15 protein-coding genes are annotated in these 18,099 nt (G+C 48.2%); 2 read left to right on the top strand and 13 right to left on the bottom strand.

Going from position 1 to position 18,099, the window contains the following annotated elements; genetic code table 11:
- Positions 1-38: 38 nt before the first annotated feature.
- The 3 genes from AC4BAP_RS16085 to AC4BAP_RS16095 all read right to left on the bottom strand — a co-directional run bounded on the left by AC4BAP_RS16085 (position 39) and on the right by AC4BAP_RS16095 (position 2,503).
- Positions 39-500 (bottom strand): GbsR/MarR family transcriptional regulator, encoded by a 462-nt coding sequence (locus AC4BAP_RS16085; RefSeq protein ID WP_490583695.1) that lies wholly within the window; start codon positions 498-500, stop codon positions 39-41.
- A gap of 171 nt (positions 501-671) precedes the next feature.
- Positions 672-1,121, bottom strand: a complete 450-nt coding sequence (locus AC4BAP_RS16090) for a hypothetical protein (protein WP_490583696.1) — start codon at positions 1,119-1,121, stop codon at positions 672-674.
- Positions 1,122-1,474: 353 nt separating this feature from the next.
- A complete protein-coding gene (locus AC4BAP_RS16095; protein ID WP_490583697.1) occupies positions 1,475-2,503 on the bottom strand; it encodes an SDR family oxidoreductase in 1,029 nt (342 codons plus the stop codon).
- A 168-nt stretch (positions 2,504-2,671) separates the two neighbouring features.
- Here AC4BAP_RS16095 and AC4BAP_RS16100 point away from each other — a divergent pair, with 168 nt between their 5' ends.
- Entirely contained in the window at positions 2,672-3,151 is a 480-nt protein-coding gene (locus AC4BAP_RS16100; RefSeq protein ID WP_490583698.1) for a vitamin K epoxide reductase family protein, read from the top strand.
- Positions 3,152-3,232: 81 nt separating this feature from the next.
- Here the strand turns inward: AC4BAP_RS16100 and AC4BAP_RS16105 are convergent, their stop codons facing one another.
- The 3 genes from AC4BAP_RS16105 to AC4BAP_RS16115 all read right to left on the bottom strand — a co-directional run bounded on the left by AC4BAP_RS16105 (position 3,233) and on the right by AC4BAP_RS16115 (position 5,059).
- Entirely contained in the window at positions 3,233-3,364 is a 132-nt protein-coding gene (locus tag AC4BAP_RS16105; RefSeq protein WP_490583699.1) for a hypothetical protein, read from the bottom strand.
- 471 nt (positions 3,365-3,835) lie between these two features.
- Positions 3,836-4,279 carry a hypothetical protein gene (locus AC4BAP_RS16110; protein ID WP_490583700.1) on the bottom strand — a complete coding sequence of 148 codons (444 nt, stop codon included), beginning with the start codon at positions 4,277-4,279 and terminating at the stop codon, positions 3,836-3,838.
- 150 nt (positions 4,280-4,429) lie between these two features.
- On the bottom strand, positions 4,430-5,059 hold the full coding sequence (locus AC4BAP_RS16115) for a hypothetical protein (protein ID WP_490583701.1): 630 nt from the start codon (positions 5,057-5,059) through the stop codon (positions 4,430-4,432).
- 494 nt (positions 5,060-5,553) lie between these two features.
- On the opposite strand from AC4BAP_RS16115, the gene AC4BAP_RS16120 reads away from it, so the two are divergent.
- The gene (locus AC4BAP_RS16120) at positions 5,554-5,787 is read left to right on the top strand and encodes a hypothetical protein (RefSeq protein ID WP_490583702.1); all 234 of its coding nucleotides are present in this window, start codon (positions 5,554-5,556) and stop codon (positions 5,785-5,787) included.
- Positions 5,788-5,815: 28 nt separating this feature from the next.
- On the opposite strand, the gene AC4BAP_RS16125 is transcribed toward AC4BAP_RS16120, so the two are convergent.
- From AC4BAP_RS16125 to AC4BAP_RS16155, 7 genes are all read right to left on the bottom strand, one after another.
- Positions 5,816-6,271 (bottom strand): DMT family transporter, encoded by a 456-nt coding sequence (locus AC4BAP_RS16125; protein ID WP_490583703.1) that lies wholly within the window; start codon positions 6,269-6,271, stop codon positions 5,816-5,818.
- A gap of 112 nt (positions 6,272-6,383) precedes the next feature.
- Positions 6,384-8,804: a TonB-dependent receptor gene (locus tag AC4BAP_RS16130; protein WP_490583704.1), complete on the bottom strand. Its 2,421-nt coding sequence runs from the start codon at positions 8,802-8,804 to the stop codon at positions 6,384-6,386.
- A 299-nt stretch (positions 8,805-9,103) separates the two neighbouring features.
- Positions 9,104-9,736: a DUF3347 domain-containing protein gene (locus AC4BAP_RS16135; protein ID WP_490583705.1), complete on the bottom strand. Its 633-nt coding sequence runs from the start codon at positions 9,734-9,736 to the stop codon at positions 9,104-9,106.
- A gap of 172 nt (positions 9,737-9,908) precedes the next feature.
- The gene (locus AC4BAP_RS16140; protein ID WP_490583706.1) at positions 9,909-11,687 is read right to left on the bottom strand and encodes an efflux RND transporter periplasmic adaptor subunit; all 1,779 of its coding nucleotides are present in this window, start codon (positions 11,685-11,687) and stop codon (positions 9,909-9,911) included.
- Positions 11,688-11,795: 108 nt separating this feature from the next.
- Positions 11,796-13,397, bottom strand: coding sequence for a TolC family protein (locus AC4BAP_RS16145; protein WP_490583707.1), 1,602 nt, complete (start codon positions 13,395-13,397; stop codon positions 11,796-11,798).
- 8 nt (positions 13,398-13,405) lie between these two features.
- Positions 13,406-17,176 carry an efflux RND transporter permease subunit gene (locus AC4BAP_RS16150; RefSeq protein WP_490583708.1) on the bottom strand — a complete coding sequence of 1,257 codons (3,771 nt, stop codon included), beginning with the start codon at positions 17,174-17,176 and terminating at the stop codon, positions 13,406-13,408.
- A 95-nt stretch (positions 17,177-17,271) separates the two neighbouring features.
- Positions 17,272-17,703 carry an HYC_CC_PP family protein gene (locus AC4BAP_RS16155; RefSeq protein WP_490583709.1) on the bottom strand — a complete coding sequence of 144 codons (432 nt, stop codon included), beginning with the start codon at positions 17,701-17,703 and terminating at the stop codon, positions 17,272-17,274.
- Between the last annotated feature and the right edge of the window lie 396 nt (positions 17,704-18,099).

Genomic DNA, 18,099 nt, shown 5'->3' on the forward strand with positions numbered 1-18,099 from the left:
TTAGTTCTGAAACAAAAGAACTAAAAAGCTAAATTTTTTTATTTCCTGGTTTGTTCCCACTTCTCCAGAAGATTAGGCAACTCATGCTGCAAGTAATCCAGGAAGTCGATAAACTCGGCTAAGCAAGCATTAAACTCAGATGCCTTCTCAGACCGGGCTTCCTGCACTTCTTTCAGCAGCGACTTAAAGTTGATGATGTTATTGAAACGCTGCGCCAGCGAATCCCGCCAGTTAGACGTTTTTAACTTAAAATAACGTTTTCTGTCGCCGGCAAAAGTAATGTACTCAACGGGGCCGGTTTCCAGCAAAAGGTTAAGCGCTGTGCTGGTGGCACTTTTGCTTATGTTCAGGGCCTCGCGTATTTCATCAAAAGTCAGCTCTGGCCTGTCCGATACAAACATTAATCCCATGATGCGCCCTGCAGCTGGCTGCATGCCCAACTTCTCATAGAATATGCCGATCTTCTCAATGAGAGCTTTCTTCTGTTCTGATAATACCATGCTGTTTTATATATGTTCTGAGTTAAGAACATGGCAAAGGTAGAGATTAGTTCTTTTGGTTCAAAATTTTAAGAACTAAAATTCTGCCTTCAATTTTCTGTGAATATAAAACTGTTTGACTAAAGGAGGTAGCTTTTACAAAAAACTTATAAGTAAAGGCTGAAGATTTAACTAGCTGTTGAGGTTTACAGGGGATGAAAGCGCAGGTAATTTATAGTGTTGGAGCTGTGGCAATATCCAGGCTTTGGCCTCTTCGGTGGTATCAAAGAACTCCACGCCTATACTTTTGCCATAAATGCGGTATGCCTTCTCCCGGAGTGAGTGACCCGGATTCGATTGTGTGCTGCCCAGAGAACGAACGATGGCAATATGCCTCAGTTTACTTTGAGTAAGTATAAGTGCAAGAACCTCAGTTGTCCACTTTTGGTCTTCAACGCTTAGGTCCTGCAGGCGCCTGCTCTCATGTATCCACAGCGCGATCTCTTTATCGTGAACGATACGGACAAGATGCTGCAAGCCTTCTCTGTACTGTGCACTATCGATAGGGGTTGCCCATTTACTATACAAAAGTTTTTTTGAGGCATCGATCCCATATAGCAGATAATCTAATTCAATTTTCATGACCAGGTACCTTTAAGCTGAAAGTATAAACACTCTTTCCTCTAAATCCACAAAGCACGAGCCAAACAGGACTCTAAAAGTATAAATATTTCTGCTATATTATGCTGAATAAAGAAAAAACTGCAGCTGTAATGCCGGAAGCAATAATTACAGCTGCAGTTTCAGGATGGCTACTTGTGTTATAGGTAAATAGTTATAAAACGGTAATTTCTACTTTTGGGAATTTTACACCTTCCAAATACTTATTTGGGATATTTAAAAACGCTTTTGAGGGAGGTTGTTCAGCCCTGATCTGAAAGCGTACGGCATTGTACAGGTATTTGTAAAGTACCACTCATTATTGCGTTTAAACTCTAATCCTCCTCATTGTTTTTCCACTTCTGTGCCGCCATGCCGGCAAGTATGGCACCGCCCAGTCCCAGAATGCCGCTTAGTACTTTATACTTATTTTTACTCAGCCATAGTTCCGGGCTAAAGTCTGTTGCCTCGGCATCGAAATTACCGTGTGCTCCATGGTCGCCGGGGATGGGCTCCCAGAGGTTGTGCTTGCGGTTAGGGTCTTCGGGCTCGTCGGTTTGCTGTCCTTTAAATCCTGTTTTTGCCAGTACATAATCGCCTAGCTCTGGGGCAATTTTATCTCCTACAATGGCCTGTACGGTAGGGTAGCCCACGTAAATCTCGCGCCTGTCGTGTTCGGAGGCAAAAAGTATGGCATCTGCGGCAACTTCGGGCTGGTAGATCTTACCCATCGGGCGGGGCTTATTGGGCAAGCGCGTTTTTACAAAGCCAAACTGGGTGGTGTTCATGGCAGGTAGCTGTACCATGCATACTTTTACTTTGCTTTCGTCGTGCATCAACTCAGAGCGTAGCGAGTCGAAAAAGCCCTGAATGGCGTGTTTGGAGCCACAGTAGGCCGATTGTAGCGGAATGCCACGGTAAGCCAGCGCAGAACCTACCAACACTATAGACCCTCTGTCGCGGGGCAGCATGCGCTTTAAGGCTGATAGGGTGCCATATACCTGGCCAAGATAGGTGACTTCGGTAACCCGCTTATACTCTTCCGGCAGCATCTCCTTTACAGGACTAAAAACACTGTTCATGGCATTGTTCACCCAAACGTCGATCTCGCCAAGCTCCTCTTCGATTTTGGTTGCAGCATCGTCAACCGCCTGCGCATCGGCCACGTCGACCTGCACATACAATGCTTTTCGGCCCATTTGCAGTACTTCTTTCTTGGCGCCTTCCAGTCCGTCCAGGCCCCGTGCCAGTAGTCCCACATCGTAACCAGCTTCTGCAAATTTACGTGCGCAGGCTCTGCCAAGCCCCGCCGATGCCCCGGTTATCACCACGACGCCCTTTCTGGTATCTTCAGTTTTTTCCATAGGTCTATTCTGTGTTGGTTCAGTTTATATGGTTGTGTTACGCCGCTGTTTTACTGTGAGTTTATTTTTCCGGATGAATAAGAACTGGGAAGCGCCGCAGAGCAAGTATAATTCCGGAAAAACACCTGCTGTAAATGCACCGTAAACCTGAACCATACTTCAACAGCTATGAAACAAGAACTTACAACTATAGATAAGATCCGAAGAGACAGCAGCACCGCAACCGAATGCCGCCGTGATATTGCCGCCCTGGCCGCTGTCGGCTTATTGGATTTTAGTTTGATCTCACTTTTTCAGATGGGTAAGATACGGGAACTGCCCGACCTGCCAGATAAAGTGTTTGACACGCATAAGGTAAACTCCTCGGAGGACGCAGTAGTAATGGGCTTGCCAGACGGTGTGGTAAGTTTGGGTGCCTATACTGCCACCATGATGCTGGCGATGGCCGCTACTCGCTATAAAAAGCAGTCGAGGGTATTGGACGTGGCGCTGGGCGGAGTATTGTTAGGGCAGGCGGCAGGGGCGGCACACTACCTGGTAAACATGACCACGGTGCAGAAGAAGGCCTGTATTTATTGCATTGCCGGTGCCGTGATCAACTTCGCTGCTTTGGTACCTCTGAGCAGGTTGTTTAGGAGGAGGGGGTAAGAAGGTATAAATGGGAAGAAGGTTTTTTAATGGCTTAACTAAATTATGGTGTAGCAAAAGTTTAAGAGTGGTTGTGGGTTATTATTCAACTCTTATCTCTTTTGAAACCTGATCTATTAATTCGGCACAGTTTAAAACTAATTGACTATCTACCTCAACTAATGTAGATACTTCTGAAATGTCCCCTTCTTCAAAGAAATTCTCTCTTGTCATTTTTACCCTAAATGGTAATGAACCAGATTTTGCAAGAAGTGCATCATAGCTCTTTCCTTTGCCATGTTTGAGTACGTTGATAGCATAATAGAAGACAAGGAATCGGTCGTGGAGTTCATCTTTACCTTTTTGAATAAGTATCTTTTAGGCCTACTCGAAACCATTGCGGCATGATAGTTCATCTTGCAGTATTGATTCAAATATTGAGAATATACCAGTAGCTAATATTGCTCTTTGTAATTGAATCATTTGTAGATTCTTAACAGCAATAGTTGATGCCCCTGTTTGGAGTGTATCTAATATTTGAGAATGTACTTCTTCCAATGCATTCAGTGTGAATGCTGTACTTCTGTATACTAGGTCGTCAAAGTTTTGCATATTTTTAAGTTACTGCTTACGGCTTGTATAAAATGCGAACCAGGCGTAGCCGAAGTGTGACTTTTATACCTTGATGGCGTTTCGTTTTTCTATTTAACACATCCAGAACTTCTTGTTCTTGAAGTCAATTATTGATGGTCCACCCGTACATCCACCGATTTCATCAACATTCACATCTTTTCTGTCACTTGCTATTATCCAGTTCCCAGATTTATGTTGAAGAATAACCCCTTCATCCAGCACTTCACTCTTTTCTGCCGTCAATTTTCCGTCGCCAGTATAAATAACTTTTGCAGAATCTCCTTGAATTACTACAGTCACTTTCTCGCCCATAGATTTTCCCTCCCATTCCGCGAATGCTACATCAAATCTGTATTCTCCGTCTGGCGGTATCGCTAAACTATCTTTCTCAGTTGTTCTGTTCTGATTATAGGTTACTATTTCTGAGCCGTCATTATTTTCAATAATTGCTTTATCCGCTTCAGATGAACACGAAAACAATAATGAGGTCATAAGTATAAATGAAGTCTTTTTCATAGCGCTAAATGTACGCCAACTAGCGTTTATCTGTAAACATACACTTATACCTTCAAATTTGCTGGCTAAACGTAAGCCTTGTTATGTTAAATATACCGAATTGTATATAAAAAGAAAGCACCTTGATCAAGGTGCTTCTTGCTAATTAATTTACTCTTCGGTTTCCTCCAGGTGCACGAGGTATTTGGTTAGTTTGTCCCATTGCAGTTCCTGCACGCCGGCCCATCCGCCTTCGGCAATTAGCGTGTTGATCAACGCACGTTCTCCGGCTTCCTCACCCTGGTTGTTTATGCCTTCGTTCTTGCCAATTTCGTAGCCATAGATGGTGTTACCCTCGCGTGTAACTCTGAACGTGCTGCTAGCTTCTTTAATGAAAAAATGCTCAATTTCTGCCTCGCCCTCTCCAAGTTCTTTAGGCTGCTCGCTGGGGTGTACAATAAACTCTGCCAGTTTTTCCTCTACGCGTATGTCCGTAATCTTTACCCAATTATCCATGGTGGTAGCCGGTAGCACAATTTTTAGATAATAGCCTACCTCGGGCATTTTTGCTGTGGTGCGCTTGCCACGGTTATCATACAGCTGGAATGTGGAGTTGATCCCCGACATGTTTGACCATTCATTTACATCAAAGAGCTTTTGTTTAGAGTGCTCAAACTCCCGGATGGCCGTTTGTTCGTCGGGGTAAGAGTGCTTGTTGCTGTATATTTTATCCTTGGTCTTATCACCCTGCACAACCTTCACCTCCTCCTTTATCTTCTTAAAAATATCCTTTATTGACATGATCTTGCAGCCTTGAAATAAATTGTAGCTAAAATTTATACTTTGATGGAGGTACGCATGGCTATGGCAGATGTTCTCTATATAAAACTACCTAAATGTTGCCGAAGTAAAGCCGCAAACAGGTAAAAGTTATAGCGGAGGCTAGAGTAGTTTTTTGAATAAGTAACTCAAGTTGCGTGATATTATAAACCGGGCAGGTGTAAAAAACACCTCTGCGCCCTTTCTTTGAAGAGGCCCCTACCCCCGGAGGTTAAGCTTGTCCTCCCAGCCACCAAGATCCTTCCAGGATGACAAAAAATAATGAAATGGCCCTGCCCCAGAGGGGAATGACGAACAAAATTCCCCTTCTCTAGACTAGACAAAACGAGCGCTTTGAGCTAGCTAGCTCAGCGTTTTAGGGCTGGGTAACCCCAGTTTTAGATATGTAATATGCTGTATATTAACAATTTGTGGCGGTGTGCCGTTAGAAACAATGCAGAACTATACTTAAAACTATGGAAGAACCTGTTGGAGATCTTTTTTTAGGCCTTGGAATTATCGGCATCATTCTGGGGCTTGTGGTGCTTATACTTTATATCTGGAGCATTGTGTGGGCATATCGGGATGCAGAGAGAAGGGGCAAACCCGGCTGGCTGGTTGCCATTGTGGTGGCCTTCCTGGCCTGGCCGCTGGGCTTGCTGGTATGGCTGCTTGTGCGGCCCGGCGATAGAACCACTTACCACCCATAACGCTGGATTCCGAAAAAGGAGAGGGGATTTACTTTTTATTGATCAGATAGGCGCCCACGATCAGGGCCAGGGCACCCAGGGCACGTGTGAGGGTAATAGGGCTTTCCTTTAATCCAAAGAAGCCAAATTGGTCGTACAGGAGTGCCGTGATCAGCTGGCCCGCCACAACCAGGCTAAGCAGGTTGGCCACGCTCATCCGCTGCACCGAAACAATAACACTGGTAATGAAGAACGCGCCCAGTGCGCCACCCACAAATTTATACCAGGAGGCACCAGCCAGCTGACGAAATTCAGGTAGTTCCTGCTTTGTGAAAAACACCAGCATCGCCAGCACCACTGTACCCACTGTAAAAGAGATCAAAGCGGCCACAAACGGACTTCCGACCACCACCCTGAGTTGCCCGTTAATTGCAGTTTGGGTCGCCACAGCGGCACCCGCGATAATTGGTAAAAGTATGATCCAGTTCAGGTTGGGCTGAGGCATATGCAGGGGCTAATGATTTTTACAAATTTATACTTTACCAGCTAAGTATAAAGTATAAAAACAAAAAAGCAGCGACCAGTAGCCGCTGCCTTTCCCAATGTCTATTCTCTTATTAGTTTCCTGTGCGGTTCAGCTCTTCCAGGTTTATGTTGCGTTTGCGGGCCTCAAACTTGGTGCCTTTGTTAAAGCGGTAACGCAGGTTAAAGCGAATGCTACGGGCACCCTGGTATTGGTTTATGGTGTTCACGTTGCCGTTCAGTTCTGTATCGATCTCCATAATGCGTCCCTTGAAGATATCTGTCGCATTCAAGCCCAGCGTAAGCTTGTCGTTCAGCAGGCTATACTTCAGGCCGGCATCCACCCACCACTGGTCATTCATACTATACAGGCCAAATACAGCAGGACTTTGATAGCCTCCGTTCACTTCCAGCTTCAGGTTTTTTGGCAACACTATGCTATGGTTACTCTGGATAATGCTGGTCAGTTTGTCGTTTACCACCGTGCCGCCTTTGGTCATCACCGTGTACTCCTGGTACATGGTAATGATATTGTTGCTCACCTGCCATTTGTTTGAGATCGTGATTGGGGCAACTATCGTAACATTGACGCTTTTCAGATCATCCACGTTCTGCTGCTGGAAAACAGTGGTGTTATCTTCGGGGTTCTGCTCCGGCATCTCAGCCATAAAGTCTTTGGTGTTGGCATAGCTCAGGATCAGATTGTAACGCTGCTTATAGGTGTTCGTTATCTCAAAGGAATTCACATACTGTGGCCTTAGGTCAGGGTTACCTTTGGCATAGGTATAACGATCTATGTAAAAAACAAAGGGGTTGAGTGCCTGGTAATTAGGGCGGTTTATGCGGCGGCTATACTTGTACCCTACCTGAAAATTATCGCTTACTTTCTGCTGTAGAAAGATGCTTGGAAACAGGTCCAGGTAATTGCGTTCGTTCTCTTTGTTTTTGGTCACGAGTAAGCCTGTAGAGATAGTCTGCTCGGCACGTAAGCCGGCTTGCATGGTAAGGTTTTTACCAATAGGTGCAGAGGCGTTGGCATACGCAGCGAAAATGTTTTCTTCATAGATAAAATGGTTGCTGCGCTTGGGGTCTGTTACGCGTCTGCCATCCTGCAGTTCAAAAAACTGCAACTCGTTATCCGACTTCACATAGCTGGCCTTGGCACCCATTTCCATTTTGGTCTTACCAATGGTCTTGCCAAAATCAACTTTGGCAGAGTAGATGCTGTAAGCCACCGGGTTGTCGCTTTCAAGTTGCTCTCTTTCATCAAAACCACTATTGCCGGCAAACTGCGACAGGTTGTTTATCCAGGCAAAGTTGTTGTTGGAGATGTTCACATAGTCCAGGTCTGCAGATAGGGTAGTGCCCAGCGAGTCCAGCTTGCCGGCATAATGCAGGTTAAACGTGCCGCCTTTGCCAGATTCCTGTGTTCTGTTTCTGGACTGAATATACTGGTTCTGGCTGTGGCGCAGGTAAGAGTCAGAGGAAAAGGTACCGTTGTTCTCGACCATGTTAAGGCGGGCCATCACGCCAATGCTATGGTTCTTGCTCAGTTCATAATCTGTGTTCAGGCGCAGTGCCGGGTACATGCGCTCCGACTGTTCGTAAGCAGTCTGGTCGTAGTTGCTTTTGCTGCCATCTTTATTTAAAAATACTCTTGCCAGTTCCGCATCTCTGTACCACATACGGCGTGTAAAGTCCAGGTTGGCCGAAGTGTTCCACTTTCCTGTTTTATGATGGACCTCACCTCCTGAAGTATACGTGCTCAGGCTGTTGTAATTGTAGCCTGCGTATACACTGCCGCTCATGCCGCTTGTCTGGGCTTTTTTCAGGTTAATATTGATCACACCGGAGGCGCCTTCTGCATCAAACCTGGAAGATGGATTGGTGATCACCTCCAGGTCTTTGATATTCTCGGCAGACATACCCTGCAGCATACTTTGCAGCTCTTTACCAGACAGGAAAGAACGCTTGCCGTTTATCATAACCTGCACGCCTGCTTTGCCGTTCAGCTGTATGTTACCGTCCTGGTCTACCCACACGCCCGGAGACTTTTCCAGCACCTCGTAGGCTGTAGCACCGCTTGCCAGGGCAGTTCCCTCCACGCTTACCACCATTTTATCAGGGTGCATGGTTACGGTTGGGCGTGTAGTCTGTATCTGCACTTCAGCCAGCACTTTTGTATCCGACTTTACCTGGATCTTACCAAAGTCCTTTGTAAAGCCAGGTCCGCTCACCTCAAAGGTCTGTGACTTAAAATCTGTGTAGCCAAGGCCGCTTATCTTTAGCAGGTAACTGCCGGCAGCAGGTGTCTTGATCTGGAAACGGCCATCCATGTCGGCAATGGCGCCGGTTACAACTTTGGCGGTGGCCGCCTCAAGTACAGCCACATTCACAAAGCCCGCCGGCTGCTGTTTCTCATCTGAAACAGCGCCGGTCAAAAATCCTTCGGATTGGGCTAATAAGGTTTGGCTGGCAAGCAGCAATAGCGAGAATAGGAGATAAACTTTTTTCATAGTGTTATTTGGTTCGTGGTAATGTTGATCGATTAACTGATACAAATTTAGTTATAGTACTTTGTAATGCAAGGTACTGTTTGCATATTTAGACGAACTGCTCAATTTTTTCTATTAACATAGGATGATGTTTGCCGAGTTTTGAAATGGCTGCCAGTAAAGTCGACAGTACATAGATGCAGCAAGTATGGAGGAGGTTGCCCGGAGGTCTGGAAAAAAAGGGAATAGGGTAGGTATAAAAAAACAGTGCAGACAACCTGTTGATTATCTGCACTGTTAAGAAGCGTTGCGCAACTATTTTACTTATTCACAACTTCTTTCGTGCTACCGCAGGTCATCATGGCATCGCCAAAGTATGGGTTGCGGATCTCTTTGTTAGTGCTAAGCCAATATGCGCCTTTGTTGTTAAGGGCCATCGGGCAGTGCTGGTAGTATAAAGTGCCTTCGGCCGCATCAAATGCTTTTGCCATTGCAAACACCGACTCGGATAACTGCTCCAGGTTTTCACGCTGTGCAGCTACATCGCCGGCTGCTGCGATTTTCTCTGCGCTGCTAACCACAGTGGCAGTTTTTTCTTCGGCAAAAGACTTCGCATCGCCGGTTAAGTTGGCTACAGGCATAGCTTTCGCCACAGTAAGTACCTCGTTAGCAGCTGCTTTGGTGGCAGCTGCGTCAGATGCCACCAAAGCGTCTTTTAGTTTAATGTATTGGTTTACCAACTGCTGTACCTGTGTTTTTACAGGCTCTGCAACGCTAGCATAGTCTGGCGTTTCTACTACTACAGTACCATCCATGGCGTCATGCTCCATAGAGCTGTGGTCCATTTCATCATGCATTTCTGTTGTTGCCTCAGTGTTTTCTGTTGTGTTCTCAGAGCAAGCCGAGAAAGCGAATGCTGCTACAAAAGCTGCTGCGAATAGCGTCTTTTTCATTTGTTGTTTTTTATAGTTATTGATTTAATTGATCCATTAATACAATAGTGACTGCTGCGCCAAGAATTACAAACCATACCCACTTCAGCCATGCTTTGTTTTTCTTTGGCTCTTCGTTTCCGGTTTTACAGCAGTCTTTCATTTTATACTTTTAAACTTATACTTATAGCTTTTAATGCACATGGCTCTGCACTGGCTCCGGTTTTTTGGCTTTGTCTACCATTACCTGTCCCTGGCGATAGGTTTGGGTAGTTTCGCCGCAGGTTAACATCGCATCGCCAAAGTATGGGTTGCGAATATCCTTCTGCTCGCTCAGCCAGAAAGCACCTTTATCGTTCATGGCCATCGGGCATTTTTGCTTGTATACCACATCTTTGTTTGTGCCGAAAGTCTCCACGGCATCAATCAGGTGATCCGACAGCGGAGAGAAAGCTATACGCTGCTGCTCTATTTTGGTACCCTGCTGTATTGCTTCGGCATGTCGCTTCAGGCCTGGTAAAAGCTGCATCCACTTGGCGTGCGTGCTGCCGTCCAGCAGGCTCATGTCCACTTTGTTGATGGCTAGTATAAGCTTTTCAGCGGCTTTACGGGCAGCAGCGGCATCAGATGCTACCAATGCGTTCTTTAAAGTATAATACTGGTCTACCACTGCTGTAAACTGATTCTGGAACGCCTCAGGCACTTCCATCATTTTATTGGCAGGGGCAGTCATCATGCTATAGTTTCCGCTTAGCTGCGCGGCACCGTCTACGGCAAAAACACCGTTGGTAACCACCTGCTCGCCCTGGCTTAATCCGGACTCTACCAGGTACATATCGCCTACACGCGGGCCTAAGACTACCTCGCGCATCTCAAAAGCCGGCTTTTCACGGTCATCTACTTTTACATAGACCACAGAGCGTTTGCCCGTCCAGAGTACGGCAGTACGTGGCACTGCCAGTGAGCTGCCTTGCGCTTTAGCGGCTTTACCCGATGACTTGATATTCGCATTCACAAACATACCCGGCTTCAGCTGGTTGCCAGGGTTCGTTACTTCGGCGCGTACCTGCACGGCACGGGTGCTGGCATCCAGCACCGGCGTCACAAACTGCACTCTGGCAGTGAACACTTTGCCAGGTATGCCTGGGGCTGTAAAGTTAACTGTTGCACCTTCTTTCAGCCATGTCAGATCCGTTTCGTAGGCATCCAGCACAACCCAAACGGAAGAAAGATTAGCTACCTCAAACATCACGGAGCCCGTGCTAACATAATCGCCCACCGATACCATACGCTCTGTCACTACCCCGGACATATCAGAGTAAATGTCAAAGTTAGTGATGATCTGGTTGGCATTCTGGATACGCTCTATTTGTCTGTTCGACAGGTTCCAGAGTTTAAGTTTTGTTCTGGCGGCTTCGTACAATTCCGGGAAAATATCTCTGGATTTGGCCGCTTCCTGCAGCTCGCGCTGTGCCGTGATCAGCTCAGGTGAGTATACTGATGCCAGTCTCTCACCCTTTCGTACTTCCTGGCCAGTAAAGTTTACATACAGCCGCTCAATACGGCCCGGAAACTTGGCTGTGATGGAAGATACTTTTTGCTCGTTTAGGGCTACAGTTCCGGTTAGTAACAACTCATTCTCCGGGTTCATCATTTGCACCGGTGTGGTCTGTATGTTGGCCAAAGCGATTGCCTCCGGTGTCATCTCCAGCACGTAGGGGCTAGGCTCTCCTGTACCGCCTTCGGCAGCCGTTACCGGTATCAGATCCATGCCGCAGATGGGGCACTTGCCTGGCTCGTTCTGGCGGATCTGTGGGTGCATGGAGCAGGTATACTCTACCACGCCAGCTGTTTCGCCTTCGTGGTCGTGCGCTTCCTCAGCGGCTCTGCCCCCGAAGATCAGCCAGCCCAGAAACAGGCCAGCCAAAGCTACCAGAAGGTATGTCGCGTATTTTTTATTTCTTGGGTTCATCTGTTTATCTCGTTTCCTGTCATTTCGAACGCTAGTGAGAAATCTGGAATCTTTTTGAATCGTAGAATGCTCCAGTTTTCTCCCGTTGGTCGAAATGACATTAGCTACTTAACTATCGCTGTTCATCATTCTGTTAATGGCCGATACTGCAATGTGCTGGTTTGTGATGGCCTGCAGTTGCTGTTGCCTGTAACCAAGTATGGCCTGGCGCTGGCGCAGGATCTCCTCAATGCCTGCACCTGCTACGCTGTAGTTGGTAGTCAGTAAGCGGATGGCCTGCTCGTTTAAGGTGATCTGCTCTTCCAATAGCTTTAAATTACTGGTGGCACGCTCATAATCGTAAAGCAGGTTTGAGAGTTCGGTAAACAGCATATTCTTAGCCGCTTCCTTGTTCAGCACCGCAGCCTCCTGCTCAAACTTAGCTTCTTTTTTAGCTGCGTTATACTTCTTGCGGTAGATCGGCAGCGTTACGCTTACCATCGGCATTACCATGTTATCGCCACCCATCTGCATCTGTGTAGATTCATCTGTGCGAGGTTTGAATACCATGTAATTCAGGCCTACTCCAAACATAGGTCTGCCCATCAGCTGCGCCATGCGGTATTGCGCCTCCCGGGCTTTCTCGTCCCATTCATACATTTTCAGCATGGGGTGGTTCTGCAGGATGGAGTCCTGGATTAGGGCCAGGGTAGCTGGCAGGGCAACAGGTTGCAGTGTGTCTGCTATCTGCACTGCCACATCCGGCTGCCGGTTAAGCAGGTTGTTGAAAGCAACGATCAGCGGTTTTTTCGCATCGCGGAGCAACGTTAACCTGTTCTCCATGTCTTTCACCTGCACCCGTATAAGTATAACATCCACCATGCTGCTACCAGATGATGCCATGGCTGCCATTCCGCCACCTGCCATGCCTGCATTGCTGCCAGACCTTGACTGCGTGGAGCTGCCAGTAGTGCCGCTGCCCATACCTCCCATGCCGGAAGATGTATTACCAGCAGAACCACTTCCCATACTTGAAGACGAACCTGAACTACGCTGTGGCGTACTTGGCGCACCACCAACCGGGGCAGATTTATACTTGGCCAGCGCCACACGTTCCAACGCCTGCAGTATCTCCAGTTCACGCTCCAGCAATTGCACTTCTTCATTTACCTGATACAGATTCAGCCAGGTGGTACGTACATCGTGGTACAGGTTGATCTTGGCTTCCATGAAATTCGAGAACTTCATCTGCGCCATGTAGTTTGCCTCGTTTTTAGCAGCACTCAAGCTACCAAACCATGGGAACATCTGCATGATGGAAGCTTCTCCTACCTGGTTGCCCATCACTCTTTCCATGGGTTGCAGAAAGAAACCAAAGTTTGCCTCTGGGTCAGGCAGGGCACCAACCTGTGGCACTTTCTGCAAGGCTGCCTGGTACTCGGCATAGCGGGCTTTCAGCAGCGGGTTGTTCTCGCCGGCAATTACCTGGTACTCCTGCAGGGTTTGCGCCTGCAGGGTAGGAGTAAGTATCAGGAGAAAAAGTATACTTGCTATTAACTGTTTCATTTTTATCTCACTTAATGCTTTTAGCCGGCTTTTCGCCTCGCCGGCTAGGCCATACTTTTCTCCTTGATGAGAAAAGTATGCAAAAGAATCAAGACGCTCCAAACTCGCTGAACGCTCGGACAGTGGAGCGTCATTTGGTGCACCTGGCCTAAGTTTCTGTTGCATAGTCTTCATTATGCTAACTCTTTAACTCGTTTGCTAACCTTAACCTCTTCGCGCCAGCTGTAAAGTACCGGCACAATGAACAGGGTGATCAGGGCTACTACCATCCCGCCAAACGTTGGGATAGCCATCGGAATCATAATGTCGGAGCCGCGGCCAGTGGACGAAAGCACCGGTAGCAGGGCCAGCAGTGTAGTGGCTGTAGTCATCAGACACGGCCTTACGCGGCGCATACCTGCCTCCAAAACTGCTTTTCGTACTTCCTGCTTCGTTTCCGGATGAAACTTCTCAAAGCTCTGCATCAGGTAAGTACCCATCACCACGCCGTCGTCGGTGGCGATACCGAACAGGGCGATAAAGCCGACCCAAACGGCCACACTCAGGTTAAAGGTGCGCATCTGGAATAGGTCCCGCATGTTGGTGTCCAGGAACGAGAAGTTCATGAACCAGTCCTGCCCGTACAGCCACAGCATCATAAAGCCACCGGCAAAAGCCATGGCGATAGACGTGAAGATGAACAGCGTGGTGGTAACAGAGCGGAACTGGAAGTATAAGATCAGGAAGATGATGAGCAAAGAGAGCGGAATCACAATGGACAGTCGCTTCTCGGCACGCACCTGGTTTTCGTAGCTACCGGAGAACTTATAGCTCACACCGGCAGGCACTACCAACTCACCGGATGCAATTTTATCGTTCAGGTAACGCTGCGCATCCTCCACTACCGGTACTTCGGCAAAGCCATCACGTTTATCGAACAGCACATAGCCGGTCAGGAAGGAGTTCTCGCCACGGATCATCATCGGTCCCGGACGGTATTCCAGGTCAGCTATCTCGCCCAAAGGCACCTGCGCGCCACTGGCTGTCGTGATCAGGATTCTGTCTACGGCTTCCGGGTTGTTACGGTACTCACGGGCGTAGCGGGCACGGATGGAGTAGCGCTCGCGGCCTTCTACGGTGGTTGTCAGGGCCATGCCACCCATCGCCACTTCAATGTACTCCTGCACATCGGCCACATTAAGACCATAGCGGGCCATGGCGCGGCGGTCAAGCTCTATCTCCATGTAGGGCTTGCCCAGGGAGCGGTCCGCAAATACGGCTTCCTGCTTCACCGACGGCACTTCTTTCAGGTAACGCTCCAGCTGCAGGCTGAAATCCTCTATCGTTTTCAGATCCGGGCCATATACTTTTATACCCATCGGGGCACGCATACCCGTCTGCAGCATCACCAGTCGTGTTTCGATAGGCTGTAGCTTAGGGGCAGACGTTACACCCGGCACATTGGCCACACGCACAATCTCATTCCAGATATCATCCGGGGTTCTGATATGGTCGCGCCACTGGCGGAAGTATTCGCCGTTATCATCCGGAACCAGGTTACCAGCTTCGTCACGCACAAACTCACCTTCGTCATCTACTTCGAATCTTATCTTATAACCATGCTCGTCGGTTATGTACTCAGATTTATACTGGATGATGTTCTCGTACATCGACATCGGGGCTGGGTCCAGGGCGGTTTCGGCGCGTCCTGCTTTACCTACTACCATTTCTACTTCTGGTATGGCCGTGATGAGCATGTCCAGCTGCTGCACGATGCGCTTGTTGGCCTCCACACCGGAGTGCGGCATAGACGTTGGCATAAGCAGGAAAGCACCTTCATCCAAAGAAGGCATAAACTCTTCGCCCATACCCGGAAACGTATGCACCATTCCACTCCAAACCGATGTGGTGCGGATGTTGGCCCCAACTTTATCAAAACCATTGGCTACCCAGCCGAACAAAGAATTAAAGCCAATCCAGCTCAATAAGCCGATCACCATGATCACCGCAGGTATAGCCAGGAATTTTGCTTTATTGGCAAGGCACCAGCGCAGGATGCGTGGGTAAGCCCCGATGAACAGCGCAAACGTGCCCAGTACCAAACCGATGATGAGCAGGATGAACAGGAAGTTCACAATCAGGCTTACAGAAGCACCCAACGGCATCCAGTTCTCCGCCAGCAACCATGATACAGCCACTACTGCAATGCCCACCATTACAGGCGTATTATACTTGCCATAGCGGCCCGGCTGGTAATATGTAAGCAGATTGTTGGCGGAGATAAGCAGCAGCGTGATACCCGCCAGCGGAAGTATAAATATGGCAACCGCACCCAAACCCAGCAGCACCCAGTTCAGGATCTTAGACCAGGCGATGTTCTTCGACCTCAGGCCAAGTACGGTATGCGCAAAGGCCGGCATGATGAGAATGGTGAAGATTAGGGAAGCCACCAGCGCGAAGGTCTTGGTAAAGGCCAGCGGACCAAACAGTTTGCCCTCTGCCGCCTCCAGCGTAAACACCGGCAAGAAGCTGACAATGGTAGTCGAAACCGCCGTAATAATAGCCGTAGCCACCTCCGTAGTACCCTCATACACCGACTTCAGCAATGACTGCCCCGGTGAGGCCTCGTCAATGTGCCGCAGTACGTTCTCATTCAATATAATACCCAAATCCACCATGGTACCAATCGCAATCGCTATACCCGACAGGGCTACGATGTTGGCATCCACGTTGAAGTACTTCATCATGATAAAGGTCATGAGCACAGCCAGTGGGAGCAGGGCAGAGATGAGCAGCGAAGCGCGCAGGTTGTACACCATCACGATGATCACGATGATGGTGATAAGGATTTGAAGTATGATCGCCTCGTTTAGGGTGCCCAGCGTTTCGTTGATCAGCTGCGTGCGGTCGTAGAACGGTACGATAGTAACTTTGGAAGTGCGTCCGTCGGCCAGTTTTTTAGAAGGCAGACCGGCAGAGATCTCGTCCAGTTTCTCCTTCACGTTATTGATCACGGCCAGCGGATTGTCGCCGTAGCGGGCAATTACCACACCGCCCACAGCCTCGGCACCGCTTTTATCAAGTATACCCAGCATGGAGCGGTCGGCAGGGCCAATGTTAACGCGGGCAATGTCCTGGATGCGAATAGGTACGTTGTTATTTACTTTTACAACAGCCTGCTCGATGTCCTCTATATCCTTTACATAGCCGAGGCCACGCACCAGGTACTCCACCTGGTTTATCTCCACGGTATTGGCGCCTACGTCCTGGTTGCTGTTCTGCAGGGTGTTCATCACCTCCATCATCGAGATGTTGTTCGCCTTCATGGCCACCGGGTCAAGGTCTACCTGGTACTCCTTAATATAACCACCCACAGAAGCCACCTCAGCCACACCCTCGGCACCGGACAGCGCGTAACGCACATAGAAATCCTGGATAGAGCGCAGCTCGTGCAGGTCCCAGCCGCCGGCAGGTTTGCCGTTTTCGTCGCGGCCTTCCAATGTATACCAGTACACTTGTCCCAACGCCGTGGCATCCGGACCAAGTTTTGGCGTTACCTCGTCTGGCAGCAGGTCGGCTGGCAGGGAGTTTAATTTCTCCAGAATTCGGGAGCGGCTCCAGTAGTACTCGGTGTCCTCGTCGAAGATGACGTAGATGCTAGAAAAGCCGAACATAGAAGTAGAACGGATGGTTTTCACACCCGGCATACCCAAAAGGGAAGTCGTAAGCGGATAGGTTATCTGGTCCTCCACGTCCTGCGGAGAGCGGCCCATCCACTCGGTAAAGATGATCTGCTGGTTCTCACCGATGTCCGGGATGGCATCTACAGGAACCGGGTCGCTAGGTAAAAAGTCTACCTTCCAGTTAAAAGGAGCGACTACAATACCCCAGCCAACGATGAGCAGAAGGAGCAGCGTGGTTACAAGTTTCTGCTCCAGGAAAAATTTTATAATGTTGTTTAACATGCTTTATTCGATTGAATATACGGAAGTATGGCTACCAAAGGGCAGCAGCAAACTATACCAGCCTCAAAGGCAGGTAGAAATCGAAAAAAGCAGGTTTATAGCAGGAAAGACTGCACCAGCACCGGAATGTCGCGGGCCAGTGGGGGAGACTCGTACAGCGCGTAGGCTGGTTTAAAGTCGGTTTCAGGGGCAAACCACTGCAGTATAACTGCCTTTACAACAGCTATGAATTTAATGTCCTGCAGCTTTAGGATAGAAATATCTTTGTGCTTGGCAGCAATGTCCAAACGCTCCACGATCACCTGGTGGTCTTCGCAGCAACTTTTGTCGTCAGCCTCTTTTTGTGCGGCATGGCAGGGAGGAAGGACTTCTTTTTCTTTCTCCATCGGGCACTCCGCCTCGGCACCAAAGAAGGTTACATCACGCAACTCACCGCCACAAATATGCATGCCCACGGCCATACCCGTCGAGGAGACGAGCACCAGCAGCGTTAGGGTTAGCAGTATGATCTGGCGGTATAATTTCATGCTTTGGTTTTATACTTGTTGCAAAGGTATAAGGTAAGGCACAAGTATACTTACACAATTAACGAAAACTTTTACATTTTTTCTCCTTCTGTATAAAAAAACTGTTACTGAGTGCTTCATTCATAACGGTTTATACTGATCCTGGCTAGATATTATTAAAATACACACGACCTATACTTGTTGCGTAGCTTCACCAGCAAGTATAATTGCCAGTGCCTTTAAATTGTTGGTGTTTCAGAACGGATTGCGTGCATGCAGAGCCTAAAGCGATAGCGAAGGTTGAGCATGTATTGTGTGGAGCATTCGTATTTCTACCTTTTGTTTTTCTGCATGAAGATCTTTGCGCGGAACTCGACTTCTATTTCAGCAGACTCCATTTCATAACTTTCTTTCTTC

Source organism: Pontibacter sp. GD7 (assembly GCF_058216375.1).

What these genes read in the sequence shown, in the direction of transcription:
- AC4BAP_RS16105 (WP_490583699.1), bottom strand. Translation starts at nt 3,364, where the DNA reads ATGACAAGAGAGAATTTCTTTGAAGAAGGGGACATTTCAGAAGTATCT.
- AC4BAP_RS16115 (WP_490583701.1), bottom strand. Translation starts at nt 5,059, where the DNA reads ATGTCAATAAAGGATATTTTTAAGAAGATAAAGGAGGAGGTGAAGGTT.
- AC4BAP_RS16130 (WP_490583704.1), bottom strand. Translation starts at nt 8,804, where the DNA reads ATGAAAAAAGTTTATCTCCTATTCTCGCTATTGCTGCTTGCCAGCCAA.
- AC4BAP_RS16110 (WP_490583700.1), bottom strand. Translation starts at nt 4,279, where the DNA reads ATGAAAAAGACTTCATTTATACTTATGACCTCATTATTGTTTTCGTGT.
- AC4BAP_RS16125 (WP_490583703.1), bottom strand. Translation starts at nt 6,271, where the DNA reads ATGCCTCAGCCCAACCTGAACTGGATCATACTTTTACCAATTATCGCG.
- AC4BAP_RS16120 (WP_490583702.1), top strand. Translation starts at nt 5,554, where the DNA reads ATGGAAGAACCTGTTGGAGATCTTTTTTTAGGCCTTGGAATTATCGGC.
- AC4BAP_RS16155 (WP_490583709.1), bottom strand. Translation starts at nt 17,703, where the DNA reads ATGAAATTATACCGCCAGATCATACTGCTAACCCTAACGCTGCTGGTG.
- AC4BAP_RS16150 (WP_490583708.1), bottom strand. Translation starts at nt 17,176, where the DNA reads ATGTTAAACAACATTATAAAATTTTTCCTGGAGCAGAAACTTGTAACC.
- AC4BAP_RS16135 (WP_490583705.1), bottom strand. Translation starts at nt 9,736, where the DNA reads ATGAAAAAGACGCTATTCGCAGCAGCTTTTGTAGCAGCATTCGCTTTC.
- AC4BAP_RS16145 (WP_490583707.1), bottom strand. Translation starts at nt 13,397, where the DNA reads ATGCAACAGAAACTTAGGCCAGGTGCACCAAATGACGCTCCACTGTCC.
- AC4BAP_RS16140 (WP_490583706.1), bottom strand. Translation starts at nt 11,687, where the DNA reads ATGAACCCAAGAAATAAAAAATACGCGACATACCTTCTGGTAGCTTTG.
- AC4BAP_RS16095 (WP_490583697.1), bottom strand. Translation starts at nt 2,503, where the DNA reads ATGGAAAAAACTGAAGATACCAGAAAGGGCGTCGTGGTGATAACCGGG.
- AC4BAP_RS16090 (WP_490583696.1), bottom strand. Translation starts at nt 1,121, where the DNA reads ATGAAAATTGAATTAGATTATCTGCTATATGGGATCGATGCCTCAAAA.
- AC4BAP_RS16100 (WP_490583698.1), top strand. Translation starts at nt 2,672, where the DNA reads ATGAAACAAGAACTTACAACTATAGATAAGATCCGAAGAGACAGCAGC.
- AC4BAP_RS16085 (WP_490583695.1), bottom strand. Translation starts at nt 500, where the DNA reads ATGGTATTATCAGAACAGAAGAAAGCTCTCATTGAGAAGATCGGCATA.